The sequence below is a fragment of the Roseisolibacter agri genome (assembly GCF_030159095.1).
GTDB lineage: Bacteria > Gemmatimonadota > Gemmatimonadetes > Gemmatimonadales > Gemmatimonadaceae > Roseisolibacter > Roseisolibacter agri.
Genome location: NZ_BRXS01000001.1, coordinates 99,625 through 112,996, shown reverse-complemented (window position 1 = coordinate 112,996; position 13,372 = coordinate 99,625). Strand labels below are relative to the sequence as shown.

13 protein-coding genes are annotated in these 13,372 nt (G+C 75.8%); 7 read left to right on the top strand and 6 right to left on the bottom strand.

What is annotated here, in order from left to right; genetic code table 11:
* Positions 1-22 precede the first annotated feature (22 nt).
* Positions 23-943, bottom strand: a complete 921-nt coding sequence (locus rosag_RS00575) for a sensor domain-containing diguanylate cyclase (RefSeq protein ID WP_284348042.1) — start codon at positions 941-943, stop codon at positions 23-25.
* Positions 944-1,353: 410 nt separating this feature from the next.
* Here rosag_RS00575 and rosag_RS00570 point away from each other — a divergent pair, with 410 nt between their 5' ends.
* Positions 1,354-2,148, top strand: coding sequence for an MBL fold metallo-hydrolase (locus rosag_RS00570; protein WP_284348041.1), 795 nt, complete (start codon positions 1,354-1,356; stop codon positions 2,146-2,148).
* A gap of 7 nt (positions 2,149-2,155) precedes the next feature.
* Here the strand turns inward: rosag_RS00570 and rosag_RS00565 are convergent, their stop codons facing one another.
* The 4 genes from rosag_RS00565 to rosag_RS00550 form a co-directional block, all read right to left on the bottom strand.
* Positions 2,156-3,733 carry a TolB-like translocation protein gene (locus rosag_RS00565; protein ID WP_284348040.1) on the bottom strand — a complete coding sequence of 526 codons (1,578 nt, stop codon included), beginning with the start codon at positions 3,731-3,733 and terminating at the stop codon, positions 2,156-2,158.
* A gap of 286 nt (positions 3,734-4,019) precedes the next feature.
* Positions 4,020-4,403 carry a VOC family protein gene (locus rosag_RS00560; RefSeq protein WP_284348038.1) on the bottom strand — a complete coding sequence of 128 codons (384 nt, stop codon included), beginning with the start codon at positions 4,401-4,403 and terminating at the stop codon, positions 4,020-4,022.
* Positions 4,404-4,716: 313 nt separating this feature from the next.
* Entirely contained in the window at positions 4,717-5,595 is an 879-nt protein-coding gene (locus rosag_RS00555; RefSeq protein WP_284348037.1) for an SRPBCC family protein, read from the bottom strand.
* Complete coding sequence (locus tag rosag_RS00550; protein ID WP_284348036.1) at positions 5,592-5,945, bottom strand: ArsR/SmtB family transcription factor; 354 nt, start codon at positions 5,943-5,945, stop codon at positions 5,592-5,594. The genes rosag_RS00555 and rosag_RS00550 overlap by 4 nt, the downstream gene beginning before the upstream one ends.
* Before the next feature lie 126 nt (positions 5,946-6,071).
* Here rosag_RS00550 and rosag_RS00545 point away from each other — a divergent pair, with 126 nt between their 5' ends.
* The 3 genes from rosag_RS00545 (at position 6,072) to rosag_RS00535 (ending at position 9,588) form a co-directional block, all read left to right on the top strand.
* A complete protein-coding gene (locus rosag_RS00545; RefSeq protein ID WP_284348035.1) occupies positions 6,072-6,419 on the top strand; it encodes a hypothetical protein in 348 nt (115 codons plus the stop codon).
* 20 nt (positions 6,420-6,439) lie between these two features.
* A complete protein-coding gene (locus tag rosag_RS00540) occupies positions 6,440-6,742 on the top strand; it encodes a hypothetical protein (protein WP_284348034.1) in 303 nt (100 codons plus the stop codon).
* A gap of 161 nt (positions 6,743-6,903) precedes the next feature.
* Positions 6,904-9,588, top strand: a complete 2,685-nt coding sequence (locus tag rosag_RS00535; RefSeq protein ID WP_284348033.1) for an aspartate kinase — start codon at positions 6,904-6,906, stop codon at positions 9,586-9,588.
* 168 nt (positions 9,589-9,756) lie between these two features.
* On the opposite strand, the gene rosag_RS00530 is transcribed toward rosag_RS00535, so the two are convergent.
* Positions 9,757-10,098, bottom strand: coding sequence for a hypothetical protein (locus rosag_RS00530; protein WP_284348032.1), 342 nt, complete (start codon positions 10,096-10,098; stop codon positions 9,757-9,759).
* A gap of 62 nt (positions 10,099-10,160) precedes the next feature.
* On the opposite strand from rosag_RS00530, the gene thrC reads away from it, so the two are divergent.
* The 3 genes from thrC to rosag_RS00515 are packed head-to-tail and all read left to right on the top strand — an operon-like array spanning position 10,161 to position 13,285.
* Positions 10,161-11,501 (top strand): threonine synthase, encoded by a 1,341-nt coding sequence (gene thrC, locus rosag_RS00525; protein ID WP_284348031.1) that lies wholly within the window; start codon positions 10,161-10,163, stop codon positions 11,499-11,501.
* Positions 11,502-11,516: 15 nt separating this feature from the next.
* Positions 11,517-12,470, top strand: coding sequence for an ABC transporter ATP-binding protein (locus rosag_RS00520; protein ID WP_284348030.1), 954 nt, complete (start codon positions 11,517-11,519; stop codon positions 12,468-12,470).
* Positions 12,467-13,285, top strand: coding sequence for an ABC transporter permease (locus rosag_RS00515; RefSeq protein ID WP_284348029.1), 819 nt, complete (start codon positions 12,467-12,469; stop codon positions 13,283-13,285). The genes rosag_RS00520 and rosag_RS00515 overlap by 4 nt, the downstream gene beginning before the upstream one ends.
* Positions 13,286-13,372: the final 87 nt, after the last annotated feature.

Sequence of the window (13,372 nt, the reverse complement as noted above, 5' to 3'; positions counted from 1 at the left end):
GACGCTGGTGCGATGCGCGCGATCAGCGCGTGCCCGAGCCGAAGCCCTGCCAGCCGCCGGCGCCCACGGGCTCCTCGCCCGCGCGCCGGTGCTCGTGCGCATCGCGCTCGCGCGTGGGCACGGGGACGCGCTGCGCCGCGGCGCGCGCGACGAGCGCGGGGAGCGACTCGCCGCGGTCGCGCGCCGCCCAGCCGAGCGACAGCGGGCCGGGCGCGCTGCGCAGCGCGAGCAGCTGCACGCGGCGGCCGACGCGCTCCACCTGCTCCGCCGACGCACCGCCGAGCACCACGAGGAACTCGTCGTCGCCGAGGCGGATGACCTCCTCGTTGGCGCGCACCTGGCGCATGAGGAAGCGCGCGACGAGCTGCCGCATGACGTCGCGGTCCTCGGCCGGGATGTCCTCGCCCTCGAGCCGCGCGATCAGCACGCCGACGGGCGTCACCGGGTCGCGGCCCAGCCGCTCGCCGAGCGCGTTGAGGTGCGTGCGGTCGAGGGAGCCGGTGAGCGCGTCGCGGCCCGCCTCGCCGCTCGTGGAGAGGCTCGCACCGCCCTGCGACGCGCCCATGATGCCGGATGCGGCGACGAGCATCCCCTGCAGCCGCACCGCGCCGTCGGGCCCGCGCACGGCGGTGACCGTCTCGACGGCGTGGGTGGCGCGGCCGGCGCCGCGGAGCGTGAGCAGCACGGTGCGCGCGGGCGCGTCGGGGGCGAGCGCCTGGAGCGCGGCGCGGCGCGCCGACGGGTCGGCGATCCAGTCGTCGAGCGGCCGTCCGCGCAGCGCGCCGTCGTCCGAGACGCCGAGCAGCGCGGCCAGGCCGGGCGTCGCGTCGATCAGCCGCCCGTCGGCGTCGCTGACGTGGAAGGCCGCGCCCAGGCGGTCGACCATCGCCGCGAGCGTCGTCGGATCGTCGAGCGCCCCGGGGGCGCGCACGGGCTGCGTCATCGGACCTCCGGACGCGAGGGCGTCCACGAATGCGGCGTCGCCGGGGCCGCTGGGACGGCGCGGCGCCGGGTCGGGGGAACATGACCACGGGACACGCGGGGCGCAAACCGGAGGGCGGCTGCGTGCGGCTCGGCGCCCGACGTCGCGCCCTACCTGCACGAACTTCGCAGGGGATTCGGATGCCGGACGCGCTGGACCATTCGCCTTTGGAGAGGGATGCGGATGCTCCGGATGCAGCGGATGTCACGCATCGCTCCTCGTGGTGCACGGTGCCTCGCCGCCACGTGGAGCGATCCGTGAGATCCGTTCAGATCCGGAGCATCCGCATCCCCCCAAACAGGCCAACAGGTCCGGCGTGAAGGAGCGGGCCACGCAGCACGCAGCACGCAGCCTTCCTCGATCCCACCCGCATGCCGGACGTCGCCCCATCGATCACCCTCTGGATGCTCGGCAGCGGCAGCCAGGGGAACGCGGCCGCGATCGCGTGCGGCGAGCGGCTGCTCCTGCTGGACGCGGGCGTGGACCTGCCGGTGCTGCTGGAGCGGATGCGCGCAGCCGACCTGCATCCGTGGTTCGTGGACGAGGTGCTGCTCTCGCATGGCCACCGCGACCACGTCGTGGGCGCCGCGGCGGGCGTGAAGGCGTACGGCTGGCGCGTGTGGGCGACGCTGGGGACGGTGTGGCGCTGGCGCGCGCTCCGCGGCGTGGACGTCGCGCCGTTCGAGACGGGCGCGAGCTTCGACGCGGGCCCCTTCCGCGTGCACTCCGCCGCCACGCCGCACGACGTCGACGACTCGGCCGCCTTCGTGGTGGAGGTCGCGGGCGTGCGCGTGGGCTACTGCACGGACCTCGGCCACGCGCCGGACGCGGTGCTCGCGCTCCTGCAGGGCGTCGACGCGCTGGTGCTGGAGTCCAACTACGACGAGGAGATGCTGCGCCGCGGCCCGTACCCGCCCGACCTGCAGGCGCGCGTCGGCGGGCCGACGGGACACCTGGGCAACGCGCAGGCCGGCGAGGTGGCGCGCGCGGTGGCGCACGCGGGCCTGCAGCACCTCGTGCTCGGGCATCTCAGCCGGCACAACAACACGCCCGAGCTGGCGCGCGCGGCGATGCGGCGCGCGCTGGCAGGGACGGCGTTCCGCGGCGCGCTGCACGTCGCGCCGCCGGACGGCGTGCTCGGGCCGCTGGTGGTGCGGGCGCCCTGACGCCTGCTCAGTCGTGACGCCAGTCCGGCTGGCCGTACGAGATCACGTGGCCGTTCTGCGGACGCCGCCAGTAGCTGTACGGCAGCGGGATCTCGCGGCCGCTGCTCACCGCGATCAGCACGAGCGTCGCACCGAACGGGTCGCCGCGCCGCGCCAGCAGGTACGCGCCGTCGGGCGACCACGTCACGCCCCACCGGTAGTCGCGCGACGAGGTCGAGATGCGACGGCGACCGGTGCCGTCGGGCCGCACGACCCAGAGGCCGCCGTCGCTCCAGTAGGCGATCAGGTCGCCCGTCGGTGACCAGCGCGCCGCGTAGCCGTCGATCGCCAGCGACCGGATCGAGCGGCTCGCGACGTCGAGGATCGAGAGGGTGGAGCGCCAGGGCGTGAAGGCGACGTCGGTGAAGGCGAGGTGCCGGCCGTCCGGCGACAGCGTCGGCGCCTCGTGGCGGACGGCCTGGCAGTTCAGCAACCGCGCGAGCTCCTCGTCGCCGTCGTACGGCTCGGGGCTCACGCGCTCGGCCGGCGTCGCCGACCCGGGCCGGACGCGGTAGACGATCTCACCGCCGGTACACGACACGCTCTGGTAGATCCAGCCGTCCTTCGACTCGCGGGCCAGATGGCGCACCGGCTGCCGGCGCTCGGGATCCGCGGGATCGCCGGGGAGGGACGACGCCAGCGGATACCTCCCGCCGTCGAGCGACACGCGGTACACCTCGTCCTGGGCGTTCACGAGCAGCGTCTGCCCGTCGGCGCTCCAGCGCGGCCCGAAGCCTTCCCAGGTCACTTCCGGCAGCCCCGGCACGCCGTCGAACGGCACGCGCCGGAAGCCCGTGCCGTCCACGTGCATGACGCCGAGGGCCGTGCCGTCGAGGTCCTGCCGCACGACGGCCAGCGTGCCCGCCGGCACCACGCTGATCCAGGTCGTCACACTGTCGATGCCCGGCGCCGACACCGTCAGGGCCGCCCGGCCGACCGCGAGCGCTCGCACGTCGCCGTTCGCCGCGACCGCGAGCTCCGGCGCGGACGACGCGAAGGTCACGGAGTCGTCGCGGCGGTTGAAGGCGCGGTCGAGGCGGATCGCCGCCATCCGCGCGCGCGCACCGACCGTGAGCGCCGTGTCGTAGGCGGACAGCAGCTCGAGGTGCTTCGGCGCGCCAGGGCGCACGGTGAAGCGCACCGTGTCCACGACGCCCACCGAGGGGACGGAGAGCGCGAGCGCCGCGGTGCCGGCCACCCAGCCGAGCGTGACGCGGATCGCCGTCGCGCCGTCGGCGTCGGTGGTGTCGTGCAGCCCGCCGTACTCCGCGGCGCGGCCGTCCATCGTGCGTGGGATGGCGACGGGGCGATCCTCGGGCCGCCAGTCCGGATCGCTGGGCGGCATCACGACGCGGTCGACGACGACTTCGACGCCGGGCACGGGGCGGCCCGACGCGTCGGTGACGGTGAGGCGCAGCGGCGCGAGCTCGGCGCCGATGGTGTCCGTCGCGCCAGCGCCGGCGTGCACGACGATCCGCGCCGGTGCCCCCGGCGCGGTGACGTCGCGACAGCCCGCGAGCATCGCCAGCAGTGTGACGAGCGGCACGAGGCGCGAGGCGCACCGCGAGATCGCGGACGAACGACGTGCGGGAGCGGCGAGCGGCATGACGGCGTGGACGGCGTGGACGACGCGAGGCGGATCGACGACGAGAGTGCGTCCCCTCGTGCGTCAGCCGTCGACGCCGCCGACTCCGCGTGAGGGACGACGCGCGCCACCGCGACGTTTCGCCCGGGCCGTCAGGGCGCGGTCGTCAGCAGCGCCGGGTCGGTCCACGCCGCGACCCCGCGCGCGACCGGCGCGGCCATCGTGCGCACGCCCGTCATCGACGGCGTCACGCCGAGTGGAGCTGGATGAGGTTCCCGCAGGTGTCGTCGAACATCGCGATCGTGACGGGGCCCATGACCGTCGGCGGCGTGCGGAAGACGACGCCCTTCGCGACCAGCCGCTCGTACTCCGCGTGCACGTCGCGCGACTCGAACGACGTGAGCGGGATGCCGTCGGCATACAGCGCCTGCTGCCACGGCCGCGCGGCGGGATGCACGTTGGGCTCGAGCGCGAGCTGCACGTCGGGCGTGCCCTCGGGCGACGCGACGGTGAGCCAGCGGTGCTCGCCCATGGGGATGTCGAGCACCTTCACGAAGCCGAGCTTCTCGGTGTAGAACGCGAGGGCCTTGGCCTGGTCGTCGACGAGCACGCTGGCGAGGGCGATGCGCATGCGGTGAGATCCTCGTGAGGGAGTGAGTGGAGCGTGCTGCGTGCTGCGTGGCCTGCCTCGCTGCGCCGGTCCCCTGTGCCTCTGGGAGGGATGCGGATGCTGCGGATCTTGAAGGGCGATGCTTCGGATCGCTCCGCGCGGCGGCGACGCCCCATGCGCCACACGGCGCGATCCGTCTGATCCGTTCCGATCCGGAGCATCCGCATCCTCACCAACGGCCAACAGCCCGGGCGCGACGACGGACGCCGAGGGCATGGAGCTACACGCAGCACGCAGCACGCAGCACGCAGCACGCAGCACGCAGCACGCAACCTCAGATGGCCGCCGCGACGACGTCGATCATCCTCCCCCACCCGCTCGCCGTGCGCTCCGCGTACTCCGCCCACTCGGCGCGCATGCGGTGGACGAGCGTGAGCGCGCAGCCGCCGTCCGCGGGCGCGAGGGCGACGCGCACCAGGTCGTGGTCGGCGGAGAGCTGCGGCAGCCCCCACGTGAACGCGAGGCGGTGCGGGCGGTCGAACGCGACATACGTGCCCTCGTGCACCACGTCCTCGCCGTCGCGGCGGACGACGAAGCGGAACGTGCCGCCCGCGCGCGGGTCGAGCGCGATGCGCACCATGTCGCCCGTGCCGGCCATCCACCGGCCCACGACGTCCGGATCGACCCACGCGTCGAACACGCGCTCGGGCGACGCCGCGAGGTGGCGCGCCACGCGCACGTGCACGTATCCCTCGTCGAGCAGCGTCTCCAGCGCGTCGAGGCACGCCGCCCACCCCGCGTCGAGGTGCGCGTACGGCTCCGTGTCGGGGATGCGGTCGTGCGTCAGCGTCACCTCGGTGAGCGCGGGGCCGATCGCGCGCAGGTCGACCGTGAGGCGCGAGGGTGCGACGTCGCGGCCGAACGCGCCCTCGTACAGCCAGCTCTGCACGACGCGGCGGTCGGGCACCAGCTCCAGGAACTCGCCGGTCGTGAGATGCGCGTCGCCCTCCGGTCCCACGACCTTCACGCGGTAGATGCCGCCCGGACGCGAATCGGTCACCGCCTCCTCCACGCGGTACGGCGCGGGCGCCATCCAGCGTGCGAGCAGCGACGCCTCGGTCCACGCCGCGTACACGCGCGCCACGGGCGCGGCGAGCGTGCGCACCATCACGAGGGTGCGCGGCAGCGCGCCGCGCGACTGGGTGTCCGTCATCGACGATCCGGTGAAGGGTCGGGCGACTCCTCGGCCAGCAGCGACTCGAGCGCGTCCAGCCGCTCGCTCCAGAACCGCTCGTAGTGCGCGAGCCACGCCTGCGCCTCGGCCAGCCGGTCGGCCTGCAGGCGGCAGCGGTGCACGCGCCCCTGCACGCGGCGCCGCACGAGGCCCGCGCGCTCCAGCACGCGCACGTGCTTCGACGCGGCCGCCAGCGACATGCGGAAGGGCTCGGCCAGCTCGCCGACCGTGCGCTCGCCGCCCGCCAGGCGCTGCACCATCGCGCGCCGCGTGGGATCGCCCAGGGCGCGGAAGACGAGGCTCAGCGAGTCGGCGCTTCGTTCAACCATGTGGTTCACGGTACGACCACGCCCGCTGATCGTCAACCATCCGGTTCAGGGTCCGGCGCCGCCCGTCGCCATCGGATCGGGGCACGTGCCATGCACCCCTCCGGCCCATCCCGAGCCGGAGCGACCATGAAGGACGACCGCAAGCAGAACGACCGCAGCCAGTACACGGACACCGGGTTCCGCGACCCCGACGGGCGGCAGGGGTTCGGCGACGACGCGGGCACGCGCGTCGGCCGGCCCGACGGCGCCGAGTCGGCCCACACCGCCCCGCGCGACGCGCAGCTGGGCGACCAGGTGCCGGGCCAGCCGAGCACCAACACCGACCCCGTGTCGAACGGGATCGAGGGGTCGCTGACGGGCGACGGCAGCGAGGGCCCCGCGCAGTCCCGCGTGCGCGCGGCGGCCGAGGACGTGGAGCGCCCCGACGGCAGCTCGCGCGCCGGATCGGCCGACAGCCGGATCGACGACCTGTGACCCCCACCGAGGAGCCGCGCATGCGCGACCGACAGACGCCGCCCGACCAGGACGACTCCCGCCGCTCGACCACCGGCAGCCTGGGCGCGGGGAGCGAGGCCACGGCCGGCGTGCACGCCGACCAGGGCAACAGCTCCGACGGCGCGAGCGCGTCGGCACCCGCGGGCACGGACGCGGTGACCGGGCGCGGCGCCGAGGGCACGGCGGACCGGGCGGGCTCCGAGCCGCTGGAGCGCGACCGCGAGCACAAGCCGAGCTACGGCGGGGAGGGCGGGCAGCCGCGCACCAGCTCCGACCAGCGCGAGCCGATCAACCCGAGCTGACGGCCCGACGGGCCGGGCGGCCCGCTTGACGCGGTCGGCCCGGCCCGGCATCGTGCCAGCAGCCCCTCCGAGCGCCCAAGCCGTGTCGGCCGCACCGCACGGCACCGATGACGCGCGGCCTCCCGACCCCGGGGGGCCGCGTTGCTTTTGCTCCCGCCCTCATGCCTTCCGCCCGTCCCGCTCCCCTCGTGCACAAGTTCGGCGGCGCCGCGCTGGCCGACGCCGACGCCGTGCGCCACGCCGCGTCCATCGTCGCCATGCTGCGCACCGACGACGCGCTCCCGACGGCGGTGGTCGTCTCGGCCATGCACGGCGTGACCGACGCGCTGCTCGACGCCTCGCACCGCGCGACGCACGGCGACGCCACGGGCGCCCGGCACGCGCTCGACGCGCTGCGGCGCCGGCACGACGAGGCCGCGCGCCGCGTCGCGGGCGACGGCGGTGGCGACGAATCGCTCTCCGCGGTCATCGACGCGACCTTCGGCGAGCTCGCGGGACTGCTCGACGGCCTGGCCGCGCTCGGCGACCTGCCGCCCAGCGTCGCGGACGCGGTGCTGGCGCGCGGCGAGCGGCTGTCGGCGCGGCTGGCGGTCGCCGCGCTCGCGGCGATCGGCGTCCCGGCGCAGTACGTGGACGAGTGCGACGTGATCCAGACCGACGGCCGGCCGGGCAACGCCTTCCCCGACCTGCCGCGCACCGCCGCCGCTGCGCGCCGCGTGCTCGCGCCGCTGCTCGCGCGCGGCACGGTCGCGGTGATCCCGGGCTTCGTCGGCGCGGTGCCGGCGCGCACGGCGGCACACGCTGCGCCATCGGACGCGCCACGCCGCGTCGCTCCAGTCGTCACGCTCGGCCGCGGCGGCTCGGACCTCACCGCGACGACGCTCGCCCGCGTGCTCGGCGCGCGCGACGTGTTCCTGTGGAAGGACGTGCGCGGGCTGCTCACCGCCGACCCGCGCGTGGTACCGGACGCGCGCGTCATCCCGGCGCTGCACGCGCGCGAGGCGAGCGAGCTGGCGTACCACGGCGCGAAGGTGCTGCACCCGCGCGCGCTCGTGCCGCTGCTCGCGCGCTCCGCGCAGCGCGACGCGCATCGCGAGGCCGGCGTGCCCGCGCCGCGCGCGCGCGTGACGGTGCGCCCGTTCGCGGACCCCACCGCGCCCGGCACGACGATCGTGCTGGCCGAGGAGCGCCGCGCGCCGGGCGCGACGTCGTCGCCGCCGCGGCATCCGGTGAAGGCCGTCTCCGCGCTCGGCGGGCAGGCGCTGGTGACCGTGCGCGGCACCGGCATGGCGGGCGTGCCCGGCATCGCGGCGCGCGCGTTCGGCGCGCTGGAGCGCGCGGGCATCTCGGTCGCGCTCATCTCCCAGGCGTCGAGCGAGCAGTCGATCTGCATCGGCGTGCCGCAGAGCGCGACCGCGGCCGTGGAGCCCGCGCTGCGCGAGGCGTTCGCGGCGGAGATCGCGCGCGGCGAGATCGAGGGGATCGACGTCGAGCCGGACGTCGCGACGGTGGCGGTGGTCGGCAGCGGGATGGCCGGCGTGCCGGGCATCGCGGCGCGCTTCTTCGGCGCGCTCGCCGACGCGCAGGTCAACGTGGTCGCGATCGCGCAGGGCTCGTCGGAGCTGAACATCAGCGCGGTGGTCGCGGGGAAGGACGCGGCCGCGGCGCAGCGCGCGGCCCATGCCGCGTTCCGCCTCGATCGCGTGGGCGGCGGCGCCGCGCGCGCGCCGCAGCACGCCGACGTGGTGCTGCTCGGCTTCGGCAAGGTGGGACGCGAGCTGGCGCGGCAGATCACGCAGCGCCAGAGCGCGTCGCGCGCGGACGGCACGCAGTCGCCGGTGTCGCTGGTCGGTGTGGTCGATTCGCGCGGCTGGGTGTTCGACGCCGCGGGGCTCGCGCCGCGCCGGCTCGCCTCGCTCTCGAAGGCGAAGGCCGAGGGGCGCGCGCTGGCCGAGCTGCCGGGCGGCGCGGAGGGCGCGCCGGACGCGGCGCTGGCGCACATCGCCGCGCACGCGCTGTCGCGTCCCATCCTCGTCGACGTGACGGCCGGCGACACGTCCGCGCTGCTCGACGCCGCGGTGCATCACGGAATGGACCTCGTGCTCGCGAACAAGAAGCCGCTGGCCGAGGGGCGCGTGACGGTGGACGCGGCGACGGCGAGCGCCGCGGGGCTCGTGGCCACGGCCGCCGCGCGCGGCCGCCGCGTGCTGCACGAGGCGACGGTGGGCGCGGGGCTGCCGGTGATCGACACGGTGAGGAAGCTGCAGGAGAGCGGCGACCGCATCCTCCACATCCAGGGCTGCCCGTCGGGGACGCTCGGCTTCCTGTTCGCGGAGCTGGGCCGCGGGCGCGCGTTCAGCGACGCGCTGCGCGACGCGATGGCGCGCGGCTACACCGAGCCCGATCCGCGCGAGGACCTCTCGGGGCAGGACGTCGCGCGCAAGGCGGTGATCCTCGCGCGCCTCGTGGGCTGGAAGGGGACGCTCGACGACGTCGCGGTGGAGTCGCTGGTGCCGCCCGCGCTGGCCGCGCTGCCGTTGCAGGAGTTCCTGGCGCAGCTCGAGTCGCTGGACGCCCCGTGGGCCGCGCGCGTGGCCGCCGCCGCGGCGCGCGGCGCGGTGCTGCGCTATCGCGCGGACGTGTCGCCGAAGGAGGCGCGCGTCGGCATCGTGGAGGTGGATCGCGCGAGCCCGTTCGCGTCGCTGAGCGGCACGGACAACCAGTTCGTGTTCACGACGCGTCGCTACAAGGAGCGGCCACTCGTGATCACGGGCCCCGGCGCTGGCCCCGAGGTGACGGCGGCGGGCGTGCTGAACGACGTGCTCGCGCTCGCGGGCGCGCGGTGAACGGCGAACTACGAACGGCATTGCAAGGATGAAAATCTGATCAGATCTGATAACGAGGATGGTTCCGTGTGGCGCGACGCCCCTCGACTCCGGAAGGAGCCATCCGTCGTTATCAGATGTTATCCGATCTTCATCCTTGCTGATGCCGTTTGGGTCCGGCGCGTCCGATCACGACGCGCGCCGCCGCTTCAGCAGCAGCCACACCACCGTCATCAACAGCGGCGGCAGCGCGAGCCAGAGCGCCAGCTCGCCCAGCCCCGCGTCAATGGTGAGGCTGAACGACCCGCGTGCGCCCGGCCGCGTGGCCAGCTCCCAGATCCTCGGCAGCTCGGGCCACAGCCATCCGATCAGCACCGCGCTCCACCACAGCACCCAGGCCGTGAACAGCCGCCCGACCGAGCGCCGCCGGTCACCGCGCGCCCCGGGCGCCATCCCGGGGGCCACCACCGGCGCCCGCTCGCGCAGCGACTCCTGGTCCATCCGCGTCCGCGCCTGCGGCTCACGTTCCATGCATCCTCCGCGCGTCCTCCGAAGTCGTGCGTGAGATCGGCGTCCGCGTAGAATACACCACCATGCCCGACCTGACCCTCCAGCGCTGCGCCTCGTGCGGCGCCGAGCTGCCCGAGCGCGACGCGCGCACCAGCTGCCCCGCCTGCGGCGGGCTCCTCGCGCTCGAGCACGCGCCGCCCGCCGAGCGCGGCGCCGCGCTGCGCGACCGCTTCGACGCACGCCTGCGCGACGCCGCGGCCGGCCACGTCGCCGACGCCGCCGGTGCCGCGCGCGCCTCGGGCGTCTGGCGCTTCCGCGAGCTGATCATGCCCGGCGCCACCGACGCCGACATCGTCAGCCAGCCCGAAGGGAACACGCCGCTCTTCCACCGGCCGTCCGTCGCCGCGTGGGCCGGCGTCGACGGGCTGCTGCTGAAGCACGACGGCTTCAACCCCACCGGCTCGTTCAAGGACCGCGGGATGACCGTCGCGCTGACGCAGGCGCGCCGCGCCGGTGCGCGCGCGGTGGCCTGCGCGTCCACCGGCAACACGTCGGCGGCGCTCGCGGCCTACGCGGCGCTCGCGGGCGTGCCGGGCCTCGTGCTCGTCCCCGCGCCCAAGGGCGGCGCGCAGCAGGTGGCGCTCGGCAAGCTCGCGCAGACGCTCGCCTACGGCGCGCGCACGCTGCTCGTGCGCGGCGACTTCGACGACTGCCTGCGGCTGGTGCGCGAGGGCGCCGAGCGGCTCGGCGTCTACCTCGTCAACTCGATCAACCCGTACCGCATCGAGGGGCAGAAGTCGGTCGCTCTGGAGATCCTGCAGCAGCTGGCGTGGAACGCGCCCGACTGGATCGTGCTCCCCGCCGGCAACCTCGGGAACACGTCGGCGGTCGGCGCCGCGCTGCGCGACGCGGTGCGCCTCGGCCTCATCGACCGCGCGCCGCGCATCGCCAGCATCCAGGCCGCGGGCGCGAACCCGTTCGCGAGCGGATATCGCGAGAACTTCGCGACGCAGCACCGCGTGAAGGCGGAGACGGTCGCCACCGCGATCAAGATCGGCGATCCCGCATCGTGGGACCGCGCGGCGGCGGTGATCCGCGAGTTCGACGGCGTCGTCACCGACGTGAGCGACGCCGAGATCCTGGAGGCGAAGGCGGCGATCGACGCGGCGGGGATCGGCTGCGAGCCCGCGAGCGCGGCCAGCGTCGCGGGCGTGCGGCGGCTCGCGCGCGAGGGCGTCATCCGCGCCGGCGACCGCGTGGCGGCGATCCTCACGGGCCACGTGCTGAAGGACCCGGGCGTGCTGCTCGACTACCACCGCGCGGACCACGACGCGCCGCTCGTGAACGCGCCCGTCGAGGTGGACGCGACGCTCGACGCGCTGGCGCGCGTGGTGGACGCGACGGCCGCCGCGGCGGGTCGCTAGCACGCGGCCGCGCGCATGCCCGCTGCCCTCGAGATCGAGCGGCTCACCGTGCGCTTCGGCGCGGTGACGGCGGTGGACGACCTCTCGCTGCAGGTCGCGGAGGGGGAGGTGCTGGCGCTGCTCGGCCACAACGGCGCGGGGAAGACGACGACGGTGCGCGCCGCCAACGGGCTGGCCGAGCCGGCGTCGGGGAGCGTCCGCGTGCTCGGGCGCGTGCCCGCCACCGACGGCCCGGAGATCCGGCGGCGCACGGCCGTCCTCACCGACACGCCCGGCATCGACGAGCGGCTCACGGCGCGCGAGGCGCTGGCCTTCGCGGCGGAGCTGTACGACCTGCCGCGCGACGGGACGCCCGCGCGCATCGCCGCGCTGCTGGCGGAGCTCGGGCTCGCGGCGCGCGCGGACGACCGCGTGGGCGGCTTCAGTCGCGGCATGCGCCAGCGGCTCGCGCTCGCGCGCGCGCTGCTGCACCGCCCCGCGCTCCTCTTCCTCGACGAGCCGACGACGGGGCTCGACCCCGAGGCGACGCGGCAGCTGCACGGCATCATCCGCCGCATCGTGCGCGAGGACGGGCGCACGGTCGTGCTCTGCACGCACAACCTGTTCGAGGCGGAGTCGCTGGCCGACCGCGTGGGCGTCATGGCGCGCGGGAGGCTGCGCGCGCTCGGCACGCCGGCGGAGCTGGCGCGCGGCGTCCGCGCGACCGACCGCGTGACGCTCGAGGTGCACGCGGAAGATGCCGACGCGGCGGCGCGCGTCACCGGCGCCGCGCCGACGCTCGCCGACGGCGCCGCGACGATCGTCGCCGACCTCGCGCACGACGCGGTGCCCGACCTCGTGGCGCGCCTCGTGGGCGCTGGCGTGCGCGTGTACCGCGTGACGCCCGCGCGCCCGACGCTGGCGGACGCGTACTTCGCGCTCCAGCCGCCCGACGTCGTGGCCACCACCGTCGACGGGGACGTGTCGTGACGCGCCGCGCGATGTGGGCGATCGCGCGGCGCGACATGACCGTCGTGCGCCGCAGCCGCGCGATGATGGCGCCGCTGGTCGCGGTGCCGCTGATGATGCTCGTCGTGCTCCCCGCGGCGCTGCTGCTCGCGCCGTCGCTCGGCGCCGCCGATCCGCGCGCGGCCGAGGGGCTGCGGGAGCTGCTGGCGGGGCTGCCGGCGAGCGTGCGCGCGCAGTACGCCGGCCGCCCGCCGGCGGAGATGTGGATGCTGCTCGTGCACACGCAGCTCTGGCCGCCGCTCTTCCTGCTGGTGCCGTTCATCGTCGCCAACGTCATCGCGGCCGACAGCTTCGCGGGCGAGCGCGAGCGGCACACGCTCGAGGCGCTGCTCTACACGCCGCCCGACGACGCGACGCTGTTCATGGGCAAGCTGCTCGCCGCCGGGCTGCCGGGCATCCTCGCGTCGCTGCTCGGCTTCGTGCTCTACGTGGCCGTGGTGACGCTGATCGGACGCACGACGGTGGGCTGGACGCCGCCGTTCGGCGCGGCGTCGCTCGTGCTGGTGACGTGGGTGGGACCCGCCTTCGCGGCGCTCGGCCTGGCGGCGATGGTGCTGGTCTCGCAGCGCGTTGCGCGCACGCAGGACGCGGTGCAGCTGGGCGGGCTGCTCGTGCTGCCGATCGTCGGGCTGGTGGTGGGCTCGGTGAAGGGCACGGTGGTGCTGCAGCCGGGCACGCTCTTCCTCGTCGGCGCGGGCGCGTGGCTCGTGTCGGCCGCGGTGCTGCTGGTGGGCGTGCGCCACTTCCGCCGCGCGCGGCTGGTGTCGCGGCTCTGATCGCGCGCGGCGCGCAGCAGGCGCGTCGACGCATGCAGCAGGAGCGTCGCGCGCGCGCAGCGAACGCCACCGTGTGCGCATCGGCCG

What these genes read in the sequence shown, in the direction of transcription:
- rosag_RS00575 (WP_284348042.1), bottom strand. Translation starts at nt 943, where the DNA reads ATGACGCAGCCCGTGCGCGCCCCCGGGGCGCTCGACGATCCGACGACG.
- rosag_RS00555 (WP_284348037.1), bottom strand. Translation starts at nt 5,595, where the DNA reads ATGACGGACACCCAGTCGCGCGGCGCGCTGCCGCGCACCCTCGTGATG.
- rosag_RS00530 (WP_284348032.1), bottom strand. Translation starts at nt 10,098, where the DNA reads ATGGAACGTGAGCCGCAGGCGCGGACGCGGATGGACCAGGAGTCGCTG.
- rosag_RS00570 (WP_284348041.1), top strand. Translation starts at nt 1,354, where the DNA reads ATGCCGGACGTCGCCCCATCGATCACCCTCTGGATGCTCGGCAGCGGC.
- rosag_RS00545 (WP_284348035.1), top strand. Translation starts at nt 6,072, where the DNA reads ATGAAGGACGACCGCAAGCAGAACGACCGCAGCCAGTACACGGACACC.
- rosag_RS00535 (WP_284348033.1), top strand. Translation starts at nt 6,904, where the DNA reads ATGCCTTCCGCCCGTCCCGCTCCCCTCGTGCACAAGTTCGGCGGCGCC.
- rosag_RS00540 (WP_284348034.1), top strand. Translation starts at nt 6,440, where the DNA reads ATGCGCGACCGACAGACGCCGCCCGACCAGGACGACTCCCGCCGCTCG.
- thrC (WP_284348031.1), top strand. Translation starts at nt 10,161, where the DNA reads ATGCCCGACCTGACCCTCCAGCGCTGCGCCTCGTGCGGCGCCGAGCTG.
- rosag_RS00560 (WP_284348038.1), bottom strand. Translation starts at nt 4,403, where the DNA reads ATGCGCATCGCCCTCGCCAGCGTGCTCGTCGACGACCAGGCCAAGGCC.
- rosag_RS00550 (WP_284348036.1), bottom strand. Translation starts at nt 5,945, where the DNA reads ATGGTTGAACGAAGCGCCGACTCGCTGAGCCTCGTCTTCCGCGCCCTG.
- rosag_RS00520 (WP_284348030.1), top strand. Translation starts at nt 11,517, where the DNA reads ATGCCCGCTGCCCTCGAGATCGAGCGGCTCACCGTGCGCTTCGGCGCG.